Source organism: Streptomyces flavofungini (assembly GCF_014650815.1).
In the GTDB taxonomy this organism is placed as follows: domain Bacteria; phylum Actinomycetota; class Actinomycetes; order Streptomycetales; family Streptomycetaceae; genus Streptomyces; species Streptomyces flavofungini.
Genome location: NZ_BMVR01000005.1, coordinates 562696 through 580414 on the forward strand (window position 1 = coordinate 562696; position 17719 = coordinate 580414).

Consider the following 17719-nt stretch of genomic DNA (forward strand, 5'->3'; position numbering starts at 1 on the left):
GCCGGATACGGTCGACCCATGCACGACCAGCCCCCGTCCGCCTGCCCCCACGGCGGCCCCGCCGCGCCGCGGCCCTCCGCGCCCGACCTCTTCACGTGGGAGTTCGCGTCCAACCCCTACCCCGCGTACTCCTGGCTCCGCGAGCACGCCCCCGTGCACCGCACCGAGCTGCCGAGCGGGGTGGAGGCCTGGCTGGTGACGCGGTACGCGGACGCCCGGCAGGCCCTCGCCGACCAGCGGCTCAGCAAGAACCCGGCGCACCACGACGAACCCGCGCACGCCAAGGGCAAGACGGGCATCCCGGGCGAGCGCAAGGCCGAGCTGATGACGCATCTGCTCAACATCGACCCGCCGGACCACACCCGCCTGCGCCGCCTGGTGTCGAAGGCGTTCACCCCGCGCCGGGTGGCCGAATTCGCGCCCCGCGTGCAGGAGCTGACGGACCAGCTCATCGACCGGTTCGGGGAGAAGGGCGAAGCCGACCTCATCCACGAGTTCGCCTTCCCGCTCCCCATCTACGCGATCTGCGACCTGCTGGGCGTCCCGCGCGAGGACCAGGACGACTTCCGGGACTGGGCGGGCATGATGATCCGGCACGGCGGCGGCCCCCGGGGCGGGGTCGCGCGGTCGGTGAAGAAGATGCGGAACTATCTCGCCGACCTCATCCACCGCAAGCGGGCCGACCCGGGCGACGACCTCATCTCGGGGCTCATCCGCGCCTCCGACCACGGCGAGCACCTCACCGAGAACGAGGCCGCAGCCATGGCCTTCATCCTGCTCTTCGCCGGTTTCGAGACGACCGTCAACCTCATCGGGAACGGGACGTACGCGCTGCTGACCCACCCCGAGCAGCGCGCCGAGCTGCAGCGCTCCCTGGGGGCGGGGGAGACCGCGCTCCTGGAGACCGGCGTCGAGGAACTGCTCCGCTTCGACGGGCCCGTTGAGCTCGCCACCTGGCGCTTCGCCACCGAACCGCTGCGCATCGGCGGCCAGGACATCGCCGCGGGCGACCCCGTCCTGGTCGTCCTCGCCGCCGCCGACCGCGACCCGGCCCGCTTCCCCGACCCCGATCTCCTGGACCTGTCCCGGGTCGACAACCAGCACCTCGGATACGGCCACGGCATCCACTACTGCCTCGGCGCCCCGCTGGCCCGGCTGGAGGGCCAGACGGCGCTGGCGACGCTCCTACGCAGACTGCCGGACCTCCAACTGGCCGTCGAGCCGGAGGAGTTGCGGTGGCGCGGCGGGCTCATCATGCGTGGCCTGCGCACACTGCCGGTGACGTTCACGCCGCCCGGCCGCTGACGGGGCGTCCGGCACTCGTCTGACGTACCGTCAAGACTGTGACTTTCACGTGATCTGCGCTGCATCGACTTGTGACTGACGTTCGACTGCGGCTACGTTCACGACGGCTCGGCACCCCTCGGCACCATGGGTCACAGCCGTTCTTGTCGTCGCTCGAAAGGCACGTGCATGCTCTCCGGTCAAGGCCGTCACCGCCGTCCCCGTCAGGCCCCGGCGATAGTCGTCGCGGCGGGCGTCACCGGATCCGCCATCGCCATCCCGCTGCTCGGCGCCACGGGCGCGCACGCGGCGGACGCCACGACGTGGGACAAGGTCGCGGAGTGCGAGAGCGGCGGCGCGTGGAGCGCCAAGGGCGACGGGTACTACGGCGGCCTGCAGCTCACGCAGGAGACCTGGGAGAACTACGGCGGCCTCGCCTACGCGCCGAGCGCCGACCAGGCGAGCCGCTCCCAGCAGATCGCCGTCGCCGACAAGATCCTGGCCGACCAGGGCCCCGCCGCGTGGCCGAACTGCGGCCCGACCGCGGGCCTCAGCAAGGACGGCAAGGCCGCCGACGTCGACCCGGGCCTCCCGGTCGCGCCGACCGAGTCCGCCGAGCCGTCCGACGACGCCAAGGACGAGAAGGACGGCAAGAGCGACAAGGACGGCGAGAAGAGCGACAAGGACGCCGAGGACGCCAAGGACGCCGAGGACGCCAAGGACTCGGTCGGCGCGGACGACAAGGACGCCACGGGCAAGGAAAGCGGCAAACACCGCAAGCCCGACAACTCCGGCTCGACCGGCGAGGGTGACGACGCCGAAAAGGGCAAGGAGAGCGGCAAGAAGGGCAACAAGGGGGAGCGGGGCGCGGACGAGGACGGCAAGTCCGGCGACGGCGGCACCGCTTCGCCCGACGCCGAGTCCGAGGCGGGCCGCGAGCCATCGGGCTCCGACGACTCCGAGGACCCGTCGTCCGATTCCCCCTCGGGCCGCCACCGCGGCTCCAGTGCCGACGAGGCCGACAAGAGCGGGAAGGGCGACGCGGGTTCCGCGGGACGCCACGCGTCGCGCGGTGAGGGGCGCGACGCGCGTGACGCGACCGACCCCGCGAGCACCTACACGGTCCGCTCCGGCGACAACCTCTCGCAGATCGCCGACCGGCACGACCTTGACGGCGGCTGGTCCACTCTGTACGCCGAGAACAAGCGCACCGTCGGCGGTGACCCGGATCTCATCCTGCCCGGTCAGCGACTCGACCTGAGTGCGGACCAGGCCGCCGAAGCAGACCGGAAGTAGACATTCCAGGGCGGAAGTTGACCGGCGGTTCGCGTTGAATGTCCGGGTTAAAGACGGTGAGAGGCAAGTGAGAGATGGGTCTCAGAAGCCCTGATCGTCTTTGAAATTCCGGTGATTGCCTGTCTACGGTCGTGACCGCTCGCCACAGCGGGCCCCGCCGGTCGGTACGCCGAATCCTGCCAACGGCCGGACGGGAACAGTCGTCGCTTCGAGCGCCGAAGGCAGGAGCGGGGGACCCAAGGTAAGCGCCGGGCCCGCGCGTTGAACGGCAGCAGCCGTGCGACGCGAGGAGGACCGGCTAGGGGTGAAGTCGTGCGGAAGCCGTACGACCGGGCACTCACCCGCCCGAACCCGACAGCTCACCTCGCAGGCGTCGGTGAGGGGATCACTCCATGCTGTTTTCCGGCAAGGGCAAGCACCGCCGTCCGACCGCTGTCGACAAGGCCACCCGTGCCGCCACCGTGGTCGGCGTCACCGGCGCCGCTGTCGCCGCCCCGCTGATGGCCGCCGGCACCGCCAACGCCGCCACCGCCGACCAGTGGGACCGGGTCGCCCAGTGCGAGGCCGGCGGCAACTGGTCCATCAACACCGGCAACGGCTACTACGGCGGTCTGCAGTTCTCGGCCTCCACCTGGGCCGCGTACGGCGGCACCAAGTACGCCGCGACCGCCAACCAGGCCACCAAGGCCCAGCAGATCGAGATCGGCGAGAAGGTCCTCGCGGGCCAGGGCAAGGGTGCCTGGCCGAGCTGTGGCGTGGGCCTCACCGGCGCCGCGTACAACGGTGGCGGTGCCGAGCAGCCGAAGCCGCAGCAGCAGCCCCAGCAGCAGGCCAAGCCCCAGCAGCAGCCGCAGCAGCAGGCCCAGCCCCAGCAGCAGGCCAAGCCGCAGCCGAAGCCGCAGCAGGCCGCCCCGCAGACCGAGTCGAAGAAGACCGTCGAGACCCCGACCGGCAAGGTCGTGAAGAAGGGCGACGGCGAGTACAAGGTCAAGACCGGCGACACCCTCTCCAAGATCGCCGAGGAGCACGACGTCAAGGGCGGCTGGCACAAGGTGTACAAGCTCAACGGCGACATCATCGCCGACGCCGACGTGATCTACCCGGGCCAGCAGCTGCACCTCAGCTGACGCTGAGCCCCGCCGCCTCGCCCTCCCCGTCCCCACGGGTCTCCCTCGCCCCGGTGCGTACCCCCCGTACGCACCGGGGCGAGGTGCTGTCCGGGGGCGGCCGCGCGGCGGGTGTCCCGGTCCGGGAGTACGCCCAGGGCGAAGCTACCGGTCGGTAAGAACCTTGGGTTACGTCCGGATTCCCTGGGAATTGGCCCGATGGCCGTCCCACGGGGCGGGCGGTCGGCTGGCCGAAGCTCCCGGGCCCGTTAGGCTCAGGAGACGCAGGGCCGATGAAGACCATGCAAGCCATGCGCAAGCCCGCGCCCCCAGTGGTGCACGCCATGCGCCCCTAGCGTCACATCCCATAAGGAGATGCTCGTGCCGTCCATCGACGTCGTCGTAGCCCGGGAAATCCTGGACTCCCGAGGCAACCCCACGGTCGAGGTCGAGGTCGGCCTCGACGACGGGTCCACCGGCCGCGCCGCGGTCCCGTCCGGCGCCTCCACCGGCGCCTTCGAGGCCATCGAACTGCGTGACGGAGACGCCAACCGCTACGGCGGCAAGGGCGTCGAGAAGGCCGTTCTCGCCGTCATCGAGCAGATCGGCCCGGAGCTCGTCGGCTACGACGCCACCGAGCAGCGCCTGATCGACCAGGCGATGTTCGACCTCGACGCCACCGACAACAAGGGCTCGCTCGGCGCCAACGCCATCCTCGGCGTCTCCCTCGCCGTCGCCCACGCGGCCTCCGAGGCCAGCGACCTGCCGCTGTTCCGCTACCTCGGCGGCCCGAACGCGCACCTGCTGCCCGTTCCGATGATGAACATCCTCAACGGTGGGTCGCACGCCGACTCCAACGTCGACATCCAGGAGTTCATGATCGCGCCGATCGGCGCCGAGTCGTTCTCCGAGGCGCTGCGCTGGGGCGCCGAGGTCTACCACACGCTGAAGAAGGTCCTGAAGACCAAGGGCCTGTCCACCGGCCTCGGCGACGAGGGCGGCTTCGCGCCGAACCTGGAGTCCAACCGCGCCGCCCTCGACCTCATCGTCGAGGCCATCAAGCAGGCCGGTTACGTCCCCGGCGAGCAGATCGCGCTCGCGCTCGACGTCGCCGCGTCCGAGTTCTACAAGGACGGCAAGTACGAGTTCGAGGGCAAGTCCCGCTCGGCCGCCGAGATGACCGAGTACTACGCCGAGCTCGTCGCCGCGTACCCGCTCGTGTCCATCGAGGACCCGCTGTTCGAGGACGACTGGGCGGGCTGGAAGGTCATCACCGACAAGCTGGGCGACAAGGTCCAGATCGTCGGCGACGACCTCTTCGTCACCAACCCCGAGCGCCTCGCCCGCGGCATCGAGGAGGGCTCCGCCAACGCCCTCCTGGTGAAGGTCAACCAGATCGGTTCGCTGACCGAGACCCTGGACGCCGTCGAGCTGGCCCAGCGCAACGGCTTCAAGTGCATGATGTCGCACCGCTCCGGCGAGACCGAGGACGTCACCATCGCCGACCTCGCCGTCGCCGTGAACTGCGGCCAGATCAAGACCGGCGCCCCGGCCCGCTCGGACCGCGTCGCCAAGTACAACCAGCTGCTCCGCATCGAGGAGATCCTCGACGACGCGGCGGTGTACGCGGGCCGCTCGGCGTTCCCGCGGTTCAAGGGCTGAGCTCCACCTGAAGGGCTGAGCCGCTTCGGGGGCCAAGCCCTAGCCAGTCGTACGTACGTCCTCGTACTCGGTCCCGTACCGTGTGCGGGGACGTACGCGCGTACTGGGGAGGCGAGAGGCATGGCTGGGAAAGTCCGGGACAAGGACCGGTTCTCCACCGCCACCCGGCTGAAGCTGCTCGGCGAGCAGACCGCCGAGCGTGTCTACCGCTCGCAGACCAAGCGCCAGGCCCGCCGCTCCCGGCTCACCGGCCGCGCCGCGCTCCTGGTGCTCGTCGTCTGCTCGCTGGTCGTGGCGCTCGCCTATCCGATACGGCAGTACGTGTCCCAGCGCGCCGAGATCGCCGAGCAGCGCCAGAAGCAGGCCGAGCACCGCGAGAACGTCGAGCGGCTGCGCGACGAGAAGGCCCGCTGGCAGGACGACGCGTACGCCGAGCAGCGCGTCCGGGACCGGCTGCACTACGTGCTGCCGGGCGAGACCGGGTTCACCGTCATCGACCCCGCGGCCGCGGCGGACCACCGCGGGGACGAGGGGGCGGCGGACCGGCCCTGGTACGCGAACGTGTGGGACGGCGTCGACAACGCCGACAACGCCGACCGTGCCGGGAGCGCCGACAAGGCCGACCGGGACTGACGTGCCCCGCACCGGTCGGCCCCTCTACCTTGGAACCCCGTCGCAGAACCGAACGATCGAACCGAAAGACAGGCATGCAGACGCCCCCGCCCCAGACCGAGTCCACCGCGCCCACGGACGCCGACATCGCCGCGTTCCAGGAGCAGCTCGGGCGCCCGCCGCGCGGTCTGCGCGCGATCGCCCACCGCTGCCCCTGCGGCAACCCGGACGTGGTCGAGACGGCGCCGCGGCTGCCCGACGGCACGCCGTTCCCCACCACGTACTACCTGACGTGCCCGCGGGCCGCCTCCGCCATCGGCACGCTGGAGGCCAACGGGGTCATGAAGGAGATGACGGAGCGGCTCGCCACCGATCCCGAGCTGGCCGCCGCGTACCGTGCCGCCCACGAGGACTACATCGCCCGGCGCGACTCCATCGAGGTCCTTGAGGGCTTCCCGTCGGCCGGGGGCATGCCCGACCGCGTGAAGTGCCTGCACGTCCTCGTGGGCCACTCACTGGCCGCGGGCCCCGGGGTGAACCCGCTCGGCGACGAAGCCATTGCCATGTTGCCGGAGTGGTGGCGCAAGGGCCCGTGCGTGGGCCGCGCCGACTCCGCCTGACCCGGCACCGGAGCTGCCCCGGCCCACCGCTCCGCGGCGGGCATTCCCCGCCCACCCGCGTCGGCAGGCCGTTCGACGCGAGCGGCCAGCCGCCTCCCGGCTTCGCCCGGCCGTGGGCAGCCTCAGCCGCTGTCCGTCCCACCCTGTGGGCAGCTGGGCCGCCCAGAGGGCGATAGGGGCATCCCCTGCTCGAGCGAAGCCGAGAGCTTGGGGAAGGGTGGGCAGAGCCCCGGCCCACGGCACCGTCAACGACTAGGAGAACCCCGATGACCCGCGTGGCAGCCATCGACTGCGGTACCAACTCGATCCGCCTGCTCGTGGCCGACGCCGACCCGGCGACGGGCCAACTCGTCGACCTGGACCGCCGGATGGAGATCGTCCGGCTGGGGCAGGGCGTGGACAGGACGGGACGGCTCGCGCCGGAGGCGCTGGAGCGGACGTTCGCGGCCTGCCGCGAGTACGCCGGGGTCATCAAGGAACACGGCGCGGAGCGCCTCCGCTTCGTCGCCACCTCCGCCTCCCGGGACGCCGAGAACCGCGACGACTTCGTCCGCGGCGTCCTCGACATCCTCGGCGTCGAACCGGAGGTGATCAGCGGCGACCAGGAGGCCGAGTTCTCCTTCACGGGCGCGACCAGGGAACTCAAGGGCCACGCGGACATGCCGGGCCCGTACCTGGTCGTCGACATCGGCGGCGGCTCCACGGAGTTCGTGGTCGGCGACGACCAGGTCCGCGCGGCCCGCTCCGTGGACGTCGGCTGCGTACGCATGACGGAGCGCCACCTCGCGCGCGGCGGCGTCGTCTCCGCGGACCCGCCCACCGAGGCCCAGCTCGCCGCGATCCGCGCGGACGTCGAGGCGGCCCTGGACCTCGCCGAGGAAACCGTCCCGCTGCGCGCGGCCCGCACCCTCGTGGGCCTCGCGGGCTCGGTCACCACGGTGGCCGGTATCGCGCTGGGCCTGGACGCGTACGACTCCGCCGCGATCCACCACTCCCGCTTCCCGTACGCCCGCGTCGCGGAGATCGCCGACATGCTCGTGCGCTCCACGCACGCCGAGCGCGCGGCCATCCCCGTGATGCACCCGGGCCGCGTCGACGTCATCGCGGCGGGCGTCCTCGTGCTGCTCGCGATCATGGAGCGGGCCGGGGCCACCGAACTCGTCGTGAGCGAGCACGACATCCTCGACGGCATCGCCTGGTCGATCGCCTGAGTACCTTGATCGGCTGAGCGCTCCGGACGACGTCTGAGCGGCCCGGAAGGGGGTTGGAATGCCTCCTTCCGGGGCTCCGCCGAGAAAGTTCGTGAAGTTCTTCACAAGGAAATCGGCCCTGTTGGGCGAGGTTTTGAGGAGTTCGGCCCGGGAACGGGCGGGGGGAGGGCCCGAAGGCGGGTGCCGGGAGCGCTTCCGGGGTGTTGCCGGGGTGTGAACCAGGGTGTGGTCCACCGGGCGCCGGAGCCAGGAGCGGCAGCTCACGAGGGGTTGACAACGACTCGCGCGGGGCGGTGGTTCCCCCGTGAGGTCATGACCTCCGTCACGTGGGCGGCGAAGTGTAGCAGAGGCCCCACCCATGCTTGTGAAGGGGCGCACGAGCGACCCCCCGGGAGGGGGTGGATACTCGATGGCATGAGCACCACGGAGCGTCCCAGGATCCTCGTAGTAGGCGGTGGGTACGTAGGCCTGTACGCAGCTCGACGCATTCTGAAGAAGATGCGCTACGGAGAGGCGACCGTCACGGTCGTCGACCCGCGCTCGTACATGACGTACCAGCCCTTCCTCCCCGAAGCCGCGGCCGGCAGCATTTCGCCTCGGCACGTCGTCGTCCCGCTGCGACGCGTGCTGCCCAAGGCGGAAGTTCTCACCGGCCGGGTCACGACCATCGACCAGGACCGCAAGGTCGCCACGATCGCGCCGCTCGTCGGCGAGGCGTACGAGCTGCCGTTCGACTACCTGGTCATCGCGATGGGCGCGGTCTCCCGCACCTTCCCGATCCCCGGCCTCGCCGAGCAGGGCATCGGCATGAAGGGCATCGAGGAGGCCATCGGCCTGCGCAACCACGTGCTCGAGCAGCTCGACAAGGCCGACTCCACGACGGACGAGGAGGTCCGCCGCAAGGCGCTCACCTTCGTCTTCGTCGGCGGTGGCTTCGCCGGTGCCGAGACCATCGGCGAGGTCGAGGACATGGCCCGCGACGCGGCCAAGTACTACAAGAGCGTGAAGCGCGAGGACATGCGCTTCCTGCTCGTCGACGTCGCCGACAAGATCCTCCCCGAGGTCGGCCCGAAGCTCGGCGCCTACGGCAAGGAGCACCTGGAAGGCCGCGGCGTCGAGGTCTACCTGAAGACCGGCATGGACTCCTGCGTGGACGGCCACGTGGTCCTGAACAACGGCCTCGAGGTCGACTCCAACACCATCGTGTGGACCGCGGGCGTCAAGCCCAACCCGGCGCTCGCGCGCTTCGGTCTGCCGCTCGGCCCCCGTGGCCACGTCGACACCCAGACGACCCTCCAGGTCCAGGGCACCGACTACATCTGGGCCGCGGGCGACAACGCCCAGGTGCCGGACATGGTCGGCCGCAAGGCGGGCAACGAGAACGCCTGGTGCCCGCCGAACGCCCAGCACGCGCTGCGCCAGGCCAAGGTCCTCGGCGACAACGTGATCTCCGGCATGCGGGGCTTCCCGCAGAAGGAGTACAGCCACGCCAACAAGGGCGCGGTCGCGGGCCTCGGCCTGCACAAGGGCGTCGCGATGATCGTCATGGGCAAGATGAAGATCAAGCTCAAGGGCCGTCTCGCCTGGTACATGCACCGTGGCTACCACGGCATGGCGATGCCGACGTTCAACCGCAAGATCCGCGTCTTCGCGGACTGGACGCTGGGCATGTTCCTCAAGCGCGAGGTCGTCTCGCTCGGCGCCATGGAGACGCCCCGCGAGGAGTTCTACGAGGCCGCCAAGCCGGCCCCGAAGCCCGCGGCCAAGGCCGAGGTCCCGGCCGCTCCGGTCGAGGAGAAGGCCAAGGCCTCCTGACGGCCCAGGCCGAGGCCGTCTGACGGCCCGTAGTACAGCGTGAAAGGGTCCCCGCCATCCGTGGTGCGGGGGCCCTTTCGGCATTCCCGGCAGTCGCTAGATGCCCTCTGCACGCATTTTGCATATTCGTAACGATGCAACGGGACTGCGCGGGCGGCCCGTTGGTGTTTACGTGGTGTTGGACCGTTCCGTTCCGGGTTGTGATCACGGAGGTGTGCGCCATGCAGGACGCCGCACTGCGGCTGCAGAATCTTGCCGAGCAGTTGGTGGGAACCGAGCTGCCGGTTCGGATCCGGGCCTGGGACGGTTCGGAGGCGGGGCCGCCGGGCGCCCCCACCCTCGTCGTACGCCACCGCCGCGCCCTGCGCCGCCTGTTGTGGAAGCCGGGCGAGCTGGGCCTCGCGCGGGCGTGGGTGGCCGGGGACATCGATGTCGACGGGGACCTGTACGCGGTGCTCGATCTGCTCGCCGAGTTCATCTGGGAGCGCTCCGACGACGCCCCGGGCCTCGCCGAGAAGCTGCGCGACCCGCAGGTCCGCGCCGCCGCCCGGTCGCTGCTCGCGCTCGCCGCGCCGTTCGTGCCGCCGCCCGTGCCGCGCGAGGAGACGCGCAGGCCCGGCAGGCCGCACCGGCACACCAAGGGCAGCGACAAGAAGGCCATCAGCCACCACTACGACGTCGGCAACGATTTCTACGAGCTGGTGCTCGGCCCCTCGATGGTCTACTCGTGCGCCTACTGGGAGTCCCCGGAGTCCAGCCTGGAGGACGCCCAGCGCGACAAGCTCGAACTCATCGCCCGCAAGCTCGGCCTGAAGCCCGGCATGCGGCTCCTGGACGTCGGCTGCGGCTGGGGCTCCATGGCCATCCACGCGGCCCGTGAGCACGGCGTGCGCGTCATCGGCGTCACGCTCTCGCAGGAGCAGGCCGCGTACGCCAGGAAGCGCATCGCCCAGGAGGGCCTCACCGACCGGATCGAGATCCGCGTCCAGGACTACCGCGACGTGCGCGACGGCCCGTACGACGCCATCTCCTCCATCGGCATGGCCGAACACGTCGGCGCCGAGCGGTACTTGGACTACGCCAACGACCTGTACGCCCTCCTGAAGCCCGGCGGCCGCCTCCTGAACCACCAGATCGCCCGCCGCCCCCAGGCCGACGAGACGGCCTACTCGGTGGACGAGTTCATCGACGCCTATGTCTTCCCCGACGGCGAGCTCGCCCCGCTCGGCACCACCGTCGGCCTCCTGGAACGCGCGGGCTTCGAGGTCCGCGACGTCGAGTCCATCCGCGAGCACTACGCCCTCACCCTGCGCCACTGGGTCTCCCGCCTGGAACAGCGCTGGCAGGACGGCGTCCGCCTGACCACCCCGGGCCGGGCCCGCGTCTGGCGCCTCTACATGGCGGCATCGGCCCTGGCCTTCGAGAGCAACCGCATAGGGGTCAACCAGGTCCTTGCGGTACGGACGCCGGAGAGGGGTGGATCAGGGATGCCGCTGAGGTCGAGGACATGGAGGGAATCCAGCCCGTCCGGCGTTTGAGGACGAGCCGCGAAGCGGCGACAAAGGGGGGCAGGAGGCGAAGCCCCCGGATGACGACGGCGGGGCCCCGGGGTGCGTTCACCCCGGGGCCCCGCTCAGCTCAGCGCAGGCGTCACTCGGACTTGATGGCCTGCAGCGGGTTGAGGCGAGCCGCGCTCCGCGCGGGCCAGACCGCGGCCAGCACACCAACCACGCCCGCGATGGCGAGGAAGATCGCGATCCGGCCCACGGGGATCTCCATCGAGTACGTGGTCACGCTGCCGGAGATGCTGTCTCCGGCGACCCACCCGAGGAAGAGGCCGAGACCGACGCCGAGCACCGCGCCGAACAGGGAGATGACGACCGACTCCAGGCGCACCATCTGCTTGATCTTCGCGCGGTCGAGCCCGATCGCGCGCAACATTCCGATCTCGTGCTTCCGCTCGAAGACGGACATCGCCAGGGTGTTGATGACACCGAGGACGGCGACGAGGATCGCCATGGCGAGCAGGCCGTACAGCATGTTCAGCAGCATGTTGATGGCGCCGCCGACCTCGTTGCTGATGTCGTCCTTGTCCTGGATCTTGATGGCGGGGTTGTCGCCGAGGGCCTTCACGACGGCGTCCTCGGCCTTGTCGGACACGCCGCCCTTCATCTTCAGCAGGACCTGCTGGTCCTGGATCTTCGACAGGTGCGGGGTGACGACGGGGGTGGGGGCGAAGAGGCCGTCGAGCATCTCGTTGGACTTGTAGACGCCCGCGACCTTCAGCCGGGTGGTCTTGTCGTCGTCGAACTTCACCGGGACGGTGTCACCGGCCTTGAGGCCCTTGGCGTCGGCGGTCTCCTTGTCGACGAGGACGGCGTTGCCCTTGAGCCCGGCCGCGGAGCCGCTGGTGAAGTCCAGGCCGACGAGCTTGTCGAAGGCCTTGGGGTCGACGCCGGAGATCCGGGTGTCGCGGCCGTCGGCCTCGCCCCAGGTGGTGCGCAGGGCGCTGCTGGCCTCGACCTCGGGGAGCTTGGCCAGCTGGTCGTGGACCTTGGGGGTGAGCGGCTGGAAGTTCGCCATCGAGACGGCGTAGTCGGCCTTCAGGGAGTCGGCGGCCATCTTGTTGATGGCGCTGCCCATGGAGACGGCGACGACGGTCATCGCGGTGATGAGGGTCAGGCCGATCATCAGGGCCGAGGCGGTGGAGGCCGTGCGGCGCGGGTTGCGGACCGAGTTCAGGCGGGCCAGCTTGCCGGTGACGCCGAAGGGCTTCAGGAGCGGGCCGGCGGCGGCGATGAACGGGCGGGACAGCAGCGGCGTGAGGACGATGACGCCGACGAGGATCGTCGCGGCGCCGCCGGACTTCACGTAGTTGTCGTCCATGAAGAGCATGACCACGCCGAGGGCGACGAGCAGCGAGCCGATGGTGTTGCGCACGACCAGGCCGCGCGTGGTGGGCGAGGCGTGCACGCTGTTCATCGCGGCGACCGGCGGGATCTTCGCGGCGCGGCGGCCGGGCAGCCAGGCGGCGAGCATGGTCACGACCACGCCGATGAGCAGCGCCGTGATGATCGTCGTCGGGCCGATGACCAGCGGGCCGTCGGGCAGCGAGGCGCCGCCCGCGTTCATCAGGGCCTCCAGGCCCACGGCCACGCCGATGCCGAGCGCGAAGCCCGCGACGGCGGCGACCAGGCCCACGATGAACGCCTCGATCAGGACCGAGCGCGTGACCTGGCGGCGGGACGCGCCGACGGCGCGCATCAGGGCCAGTTCCTTGGTGCGCTGGGCGACCAGCATGGTGAACGTGTTGGCGATGATGAAGATGCCGACGAACAGCGCGATCCCGGCGAAGATCAGCAGCACCTGGCTCATGGAGCTGGTGTTCTGCTCGATCAGGCGGTCCTGCTCGTCCTTGAGGGAGACACCGGTCTCGGCCTCGGTGTCCTTCGGCAGGATCTTCTCGACGGCACCCTTCAGGGCGGTCTCGGAGGTACCGGCGGCGGCCTTCACGTCGATCTCGTCGTACTCGGACTTGCCGAGGACCTTGCGCGCGGTGTCGTTGTCGAAGACGACGAGGCTGCCGCCCGCGACGACGCTGCCGTCGTCGGTGTCGAAGACGCCGCTGACCTTGGCGGTGCGCACCGGTCCGTCGGTGGAGTAGCGGACCGTGTCGCCGACCTTGTAGCCGGTGCGGTCGGCGGTGCGGCTGTCCAGGGCGATGTCACCGGCCCGCTTCGGGGCGGCGCCGTCGCTGAAGTCGTAGCGCGGGTCCTTGCCGTCCTTGCCGGGGAAGTAGTTGGAGCCCGTGGTGCCCCACTCGCTGCCGACCAGCTTGCCGTCCTTGTCGGCGAGGGCGGTGAAGCCGGAGACACTGCCGAGTGCCGACCGGGCGCCGGGCAGCTTCTCGGCCTTGTCGAGCAGGGAGTCCGTAAGACGCTCCGGCTGCTTGGCCTCCTGGCCGTCGTCCCGGGTGCCGCCGTCGGGCTTGATGGCGACGGACACGTGGTCGAAGCTCTTCGCCGACTTGTTCTTGTAGGCGGAGCCGAAGGTATCGGTGAAGACCAGGGTGCCGGAGACGAACGCGACGCCGAGCATGACGGCGAGCACGGTCATCAACAGCCGGGCCTTGTGCGCGAGCACATTGCGCAGAGCGGTACGGAACATGAGAGTGAGTCCAGGTGAGGGCGGGCCGGTCAGTGAGGGGCCCGGGCGGGAGCGCCCCGACGGGGGCGTGAGAGGAGCGCCCTGAAGGGGCGCGGGGAACTGCGCGACCAGCCACGACCGGCCTGCGGTCCCGGACGAACGCTCAGCCGAAGCGGCGGCCAGGGGCAACCGCAGCGGGCCGACCAGCGCTAGCTGGTCCGGCCCTTCGCGTCGAAGTCCTTCATCCGGTCGAGGACCCCGTCAGCGGTCGGGTGGATCATCTCGTCCACGATCCGGCCGTCGGCCAGGAAGATCACCCGGTCGGCGTACGACGCGGCCACCGGGTCGTGGGTGACCATCACGACGGTCTGCCCGAGCTCACGGACCGAGTTCCGGAGGAAGCCGAGCACCTCGGCGCCGGACCGCGAGTCCAGGTTTCCGGTCGGCTCGTCACCGAAGATGATCTCCGGCTGGGAGGCGAGGGCGCGGGCCACGGCGACGCGCTGCTGCTGGCCGCCGGACAGCTCGGTGGGCCGGTGGGAGAGGCGCCCGGCCAGCCCCACCATGGAGATGACCTGCTCCAGCCACTGCTTGTTCGGCTTGCGGCCCGCGATGTCCATGGGGAGCGTGATGTTCTCCAGGGCGGTCAGTGTCGGCAGCAGGTTGAACGCCTGGAAGATGAACCCGATCTTGTCCCGGCGGAGCTTGGTGAGCTGCTTGTCCTTGAGGGTGGAGAGCTCGGTGTCGCCGATGCGCACGGAGCCGCCGCTGAAGCTGTCCAGGCCCGCCACGCAGTGCATCAGCGTGGACTTGCCGGAGCCCGACGGCCCCATGATCGCGGTGAACTCGCCCTGCCCGAAGTCCACGGACACGTGGTCCAGCGCGACCACCTGGGTCTCGCCCTGGCCGTACACCTTGGACAGGTCCGTGGCGCGAGCGGCCACCTGGGTGGCGCGGGCGGCGAAGGAAGTGGTGGTGGTCACGGGCGGGTGCTCCTGTCGGGACGGCGAGTGGGGTACGTACTCCATCGTCACGGCGGAAGGGGCCCGTGTAGTCAGCCGCTGTTCCGGTTCCGGGGGGCGACTCCGGTCGGACTCGGTGGGGCCATGTCATACCTGGGGATGACGGGCGGCCCCTACGCGAGATCGGGGCGGGCCCCCTTGCGAGGGCCCTTGCGCGGGCGTTCACGAGGTCTTCGGGCGGAGGTCACCGCAGGGGTCATGAGGGGGCGCTAAAGGGGCGCGGAAACGGAGCGCGGACGTGTCGCCTGTGGACGGCTAAATTCCGTCAATTCCCTCACCGGTGCGTGCCCCCGCCCACAGGGCAGATGGCAAGTACCACCGGCCAGTACCGGGTGCTGATGCACCCTCAGACGTCAATAAAATAAGACAACGTCGGGCTGTCGTTCCGCTGTTCGGGGGATGCCTCCCGATAGGGTCGAAGCCTTGTTGCGGAGCCCACGCACCTGCCCGGATGGTGGAATGCAGACACGGCGAGCTTAAACCTCGCTGCCCCTTAGCGGGCGTACCGGTTCAAGTCCGGTTCCGGGCACCTCATCCCTCATTTCCCGCAGGGCACGCGGCCGGCATATGCCCGGCGCGGGCCCAGGTGACGGCTCGTCAACTCGCCGGGGGCTGCTCGCTCTTGATGATCGCGAACGGCGCTCCCGCGGGGTCGGTGAGCATCGCCATCCGGCCGATCCCCGGGGCGTCCATGGCGGGGATAAGGGCTTTGCCCCCGGCCGCCACGGCTTTCGCGAAGACCGCGTCGCAGTCGGCCACCTCGAAGTACGGATGCCATTCCGGGCCCGAGCCCGCGTCCAGGTTGTCCTGGTGGAGCTGCATCAGTCCGCCGTGGCTGTTCTCCTCCGTGCCGCCCGCCGGGGTCAGCACGGTGTATGTCATGTCCGGGCCCATCTCCATGTCGGTGAGCTGCCAGGAGAACACCGCGCGGTAGAAGTCCTTCGCCGCCGCCGCGTCCGTCGTGTACAGCTCCGCCCAGGTCAGCGAATTGGGCGCGTTCACCAGGTCCACGCCCTTGGTGTCGGCCGGCTGCCAGACGGCGAAGTCCGCGCCCGCCGGGTCGCTGAACTGGCCCATCCGGCCGAAGCTGAACACATCCCCCGGGGCCACCCGGACCGAGCCGCCCGCCTGCTCGACGGCCTTGGCGGTGGCGTCCGCGTCCGCCGTGTGGAAGTACAGCGTCCAGGCGGAGGACGCGTTCTCCTCGGTCAGCGGGCCGAGCCCGGCGACCGTCTTGTCGTCCTGCACGAAGAAGCCGTACCCGCCGCCCTCGGGCCCTGCCGACTGGAACTGCCAGCCGAAGACGGCGGAGTAGAAGGACACCGCGGCGTCGGTGTCCGGGGCACCGAGATCCAGCCAGTTCGGGGCGCCGGGGACGAAGTCGGTGGAAAGCATGGTCCTGCCCTTCGCGGGGTCGGCGGGGCGGTCCCACCACGCCTGAGCGGGGGCGGGACGCGGTCCGCACGGGCCCGGGCGCGCCGCCCGGGCCCTGGTTTCCTGGGCTGTTGTCAGCATGGCAGCAGCCACTGACAACCGCGCCACGAGCGCGGTGGCACCGGGGGCACGGAGTCGGCCCCGCGCGCCGCCCCACCGTTGACACCCGCCCCACCCGGCCCGACACTCCCGTGATGCGCACCACCGTCGCGATCATCGGAGCCGGGCCCGCGGGCCTCCTGCTCGCCCGTCTCCTGGACCGGGCGGGCATCGACTCCGTCGTCCTGGAGAGCCGCGACCGCGCCTACGTAGAGCGGCGACAGCGCGCCGGGATCCTGGAACAGGGCACGGCCGACGCCCTGCGCGCGGCGGGCGCGGGCGCCCGCATGGACCGCGAGGGCCTGGTCCACACCGGCATCGAGCTGCGCTTCGACCGCCGCAGGCACCGCGTCGACTTCCCCTCGCTCACCGGCGGCCGGTCGGTGACCGTCTACGCCCAGACCGAGGTGTGCAAGGACCTGATCGCCCTGCGCTTCCGCGGCGGCGGCCCGCTGCTCTTCGGAGCCGAGGCGCTCGCCGTGGAGGACGCCGACACCGCGTCCCCGCGCGTGCGCTACCGCCACGAGGGCCGCGAGGGCGTCCTCGACTGCGCGTACGTCGCCGGGTGCGACGGCTACTGGGGCGTGTCCCGCGCGGCGGTGCCGCCCGCGCTCTCGCGGACGTACGAGCGTACGTACCCCTATGCCTGGCTCGGTGTCCTCGCCGACGTGCCGCCCTCCCACGACGAGCTGGTCTACGCCCGGCACGACCGCGGCTTCGCCCTCCTGAGCATGCGCTCGCCGACGGTCTCCCGGCTCTACCTCCAGGTCCCCGCGGGCGCCCGGGCCGCCGACTGGAGCGCGGCGGCCGTCTGGGACGAGCTGGACCTGCGGCTCGCCACGGACGACGGCTGGCGCCTCGAGCGCGGCCCGATCACGGCCACGTCCGTCACCCCGATGCGCTCCCACGTGCACGAGCCGATGCGGCACGGCCGGCTCTTCCTCGCCGGTGACGCCGCCCACATCGTGCCGCCCACCGGCGCCAAGGGCCTCAACCTCGCCGTGGGCGACGTCGTCACCCTGGCCCGCGCCCTGGTCGCCCACCACGGCACCGGCGACCCGACGGGCCTCGACACCTACTCCGCGACCTGTCTGCGCCGCGTCTGGCAGGCCGAGCGGTTCGCGTACGCGATGACGGCCATGCTGCACCGCGACCCGGCCGCGACCCCCTTCGACGACCGGCTCCAGCGCGCCCGGCTCGACCGGATCGCCGGCTCGCGGGCGGCGGCGACGGACCTCGCCGAGAGCTACACGGGCCTGCCGTTCGGCTGAGCGGGCATCTGGAAGGCCCGGAACACCGGAGCCTCGGTGAGCGTTCCTCGTAACAGATGGGGAAAGATCCTCCCTGAGCACTAGGGCTGGATCTTTGCCAGCCCATTACTCTTGAACCAAAGCCACGCACGGTGGCCATGG

The 17719-nt window shown here is 70.8% G+C and carries 13 protein-coding genes, 1 tRNA gene and 1 riboswitch; of the genes, 11 read left to right on the forward strand and 3 right to left on the reverse strand.

The features are described from left to right. The first annotated feature begins 18 nt into the window (after positions 1-18). The 9 genes from IE274_RS15925 (at position 19) to IE274_RS15965 (ending at position 11144) form a co-directional block, all read left to right on the forward strand. Positions 19-1305, forward strand: coding sequence for a cytochrome P450 family protein (locus IE274_RS15925; protein ID WP_190116366.1), 1287 nt, complete (start codon positions 19-21; stop codon positions 1303-1305). Between the two features lie 168 nt (positions 1306-1473). Further along, on the forward strand, positions 1474-2580 hold the full coding sequence (locus IE274_RS15930) for a transglycosylase family protein (protein WP_190116367.1): 1107 nt from the start codon (positions 1474-1476) through the stop codon (positions 2578-2580). A gap of 203 nt (positions 2581-2783) precedes the next feature. Then, positions 2784-2968, forward strand: a riboswitch (cyclic di-AMP (ydaO/yuaA leader). Between the two features lie 4 nt (positions 2969-2972). Further along, positions 2973-3707 carry a LysM peptidoglycan-binding domain-containing protein gene (locus IE274_RS15935; RefSeq protein ID WP_190116368.1) on the forward strand — a complete coding sequence of 245 codons (735 nt, stop codon included), beginning with the start codon at positions 2973-2975 and terminating at the stop codon, positions 3705-3707. A gap of 354 nt (positions 3708-4061) precedes the next feature. Further along, positions 4062-5348, forward strand: coding sequence for a phosphopyruvate hydratase (gene eno / locus IE274_RS15940; protein WP_190116369.1), 1287 nt, complete (start codon positions 4062-4064; stop codon positions 5346-5348). A gap of 120 nt (positions 5349-5468) precedes the next feature. Beyond that, a complete protein-coding gene (locus IE274_RS15945; RefSeq protein WP_190116370.1) occupies positions 5469-5981 on the forward strand; it encodes an FtsB family cell division protein in 513 nt (170 codons plus the stop codon). Between the two features lie 74 nt (positions 5982-6055). Continuing rightward, the gene (locus IE274_RS15950; protein WP_190116371.1) at positions 6056-6580 is read left to right on the forward strand and encodes a DUF501 domain-containing protein; all 525 of its coding nucleotides are present in this window, start codon (positions 6056-6058) and stop codon (positions 6578-6580) included. A 266-nt stretch (positions 6581-6846) separates the two neighbouring features. After that, positions 6847-7791, forward strand: a complete 945-nt coding sequence (locus IE274_RS15955; RefSeq protein WP_190116372.1) for a Ppx/GppA phosphatase family protein — start codon at positions 6847-6849, stop codon at positions 7789-7791. A gap of 414 nt (positions 7792-8205) precedes the next feature. Next, a complete protein-coding gene (locus IE274_RS15960) occupies positions 8206-9606 on the forward strand; it encodes an NAD(P)/FAD-dependent oxidoreductase (protein ID WP_190116373.1) in 1401 nt (466 codons plus the stop codon). Positions 9607-9827: 221 nt separating this feature from the next. Next, positions 9828-11144: a class I SAM-dependent methyltransferase gene (locus tag IE274_RS15965; protein ID WP_190116374.1), complete on the forward strand. Its 1317-nt coding sequence runs from the start codon at positions 9828-9830 to the stop codon at positions 11142-11144. Between the two features lie 112 nt (positions 11145-11256). Here IE274_RS15965 and IE274_RS15970 read toward each other — a convergent pair whose 3' ends face one another. After that, the gene (locus IE274_RS15970; RefSeq protein ID WP_190116375.1) at positions 11257-13773 is read right to left on the reverse strand and encodes an ABC transporter permease; all 2517 of its coding nucleotides are present in this window, start codon (positions 13771-13773) and stop codon (positions 11257-11259) included. A gap of 188 nt (positions 13774-13961) precedes the next feature. Beyond that, complete coding sequence (locus tag IE274_RS15975) at positions 13962-14735, reverse strand: ABC transporter ATP-binding protein (protein ID WP_190116376.1); 774 nt, start codon at positions 14733-14735, stop codon at positions 13962-13964. Between the two features lie 484 nt (positions 14736-15219). Here IE274_RS15975 and IE274_RS15980 point away from each other — a divergent pair. Then, positions 15220-15303 (forward strand) — tRNA-Leu (locus IE274_RS15980). Between the two features lie 68 nt (positions 15304-15371). Here the strand turns inward: IE274_RS15980 and IE274_RS15985 are convergent. Then, positions 15372-16169 carry a VOC family protein gene (locus IE274_RS15985; RefSeq protein ID WP_190116377.1) on the reverse strand — a complete coding sequence of 266 codons (798 nt, stop codon included), beginning with the start codon at positions 16167-16169 and terminating at the stop codon, positions 15372-15374. 233 nt (positions 16170-16402) lie between these two features. On the opposite strand from IE274_RS15985, the gene IE274_RS15990 reads away from it, so the two are divergent. Next, positions 16403-17578, forward strand: a complete 1176-nt coding sequence (locus IE274_RS15990; protein ID WP_190116378.1) for a 4-hydroxybenzoate 3-monooxygenase — start codon at positions 16403-16405, stop codon at positions 17576-17578. Positions 17579-17719: the final 141 nt, after the last annotated feature.

Excerpts from the sequence above, each read along its gene's own strand:
- IE274_RS15925 (WP_190116366.1), top strand. The coding sequence starts at position 19 with ATGCACGACCAGCCCCCGTCCGCCTGCCCCCACGGCGGCCCCGCCGCG.
- IE274_RS15930 (WP_190116367.1), top strand. The coding sequence starts at position 1,474 with ATGCTCTCCGGTCAAGGCCGTCACCGCCGTCCCCGTCAGGCCCCGGCG.
- IE274_RS15935 (WP_190116368.1), top strand. The coding sequence starts at position 2,973 with ATGCTGTTTTCCGGCAAGGGCAAGCACCGCCGTCCGACCGCTGTCGAC.
- eno (WP_190116369.1), top strand. The coding sequence starts at position 4,062 with ATGCTCGTGCCGTCCATCGACGTCGTCGTAGCCCGGGAAATCCTGGAC.
- IE274_RS15945 (WP_190116370.1), top strand. The coding sequence starts at position 5,469 with ATGGCTGGGAAAGTCCGGGACAAGGACCGGTTCTCCACCGCCACCCGG.
- IE274_RS15950 (WP_190116371.1), top strand. The coding sequence starts at position 6,056 with ATGCAGACGCCCCCGCCCCAGACCGAGTCCACCGCGCCCACGGACGCC.
- IE274_RS15955 (WP_190116372.1), top strand. The coding sequence starts at position 6,847 with ATGACCCGCGTGGCAGCCATCGACTGCGGTACCAACTCGATCCGCCTG.
- IE274_RS15960 (WP_190116373.1), top strand. The coding sequence starts at position 8,206 with ATGAGCACCACGGAGCGTCCCAGGATCCTCGTAGTAGGCGGTGGGTAC.
- IE274_RS15965 (WP_190116374.1), top strand. The coding sequence starts at position 9,828 with ATGCAGGACGCCGCACTGCGGCTGCAGAATCTTGCCGAGCAGTTGGTG.
- IE274_RS15970 (WP_190116375.1), bottom strand. The coding sequence starts at position 13,773 with ATGTTCCGTACCGCTCTGCGCAATGTGCTCGCGCACAAGGCCCGGCTG.
- IE274_RS15985 (WP_190116377.1), bottom strand. The coding sequence starts at position 16,169 with ATGCTTTCCACCGACTTCGTCCCCGGCGCCCCGAACTGGCTGGATCTC.
- IE274_RS15990 (WP_190116378.1), top strand. The coding sequence starts at position 16,403 with ATGCGCACCACCGTCGCGATCATCGGAGCCGGGCCCGCGGGCCTCCTG.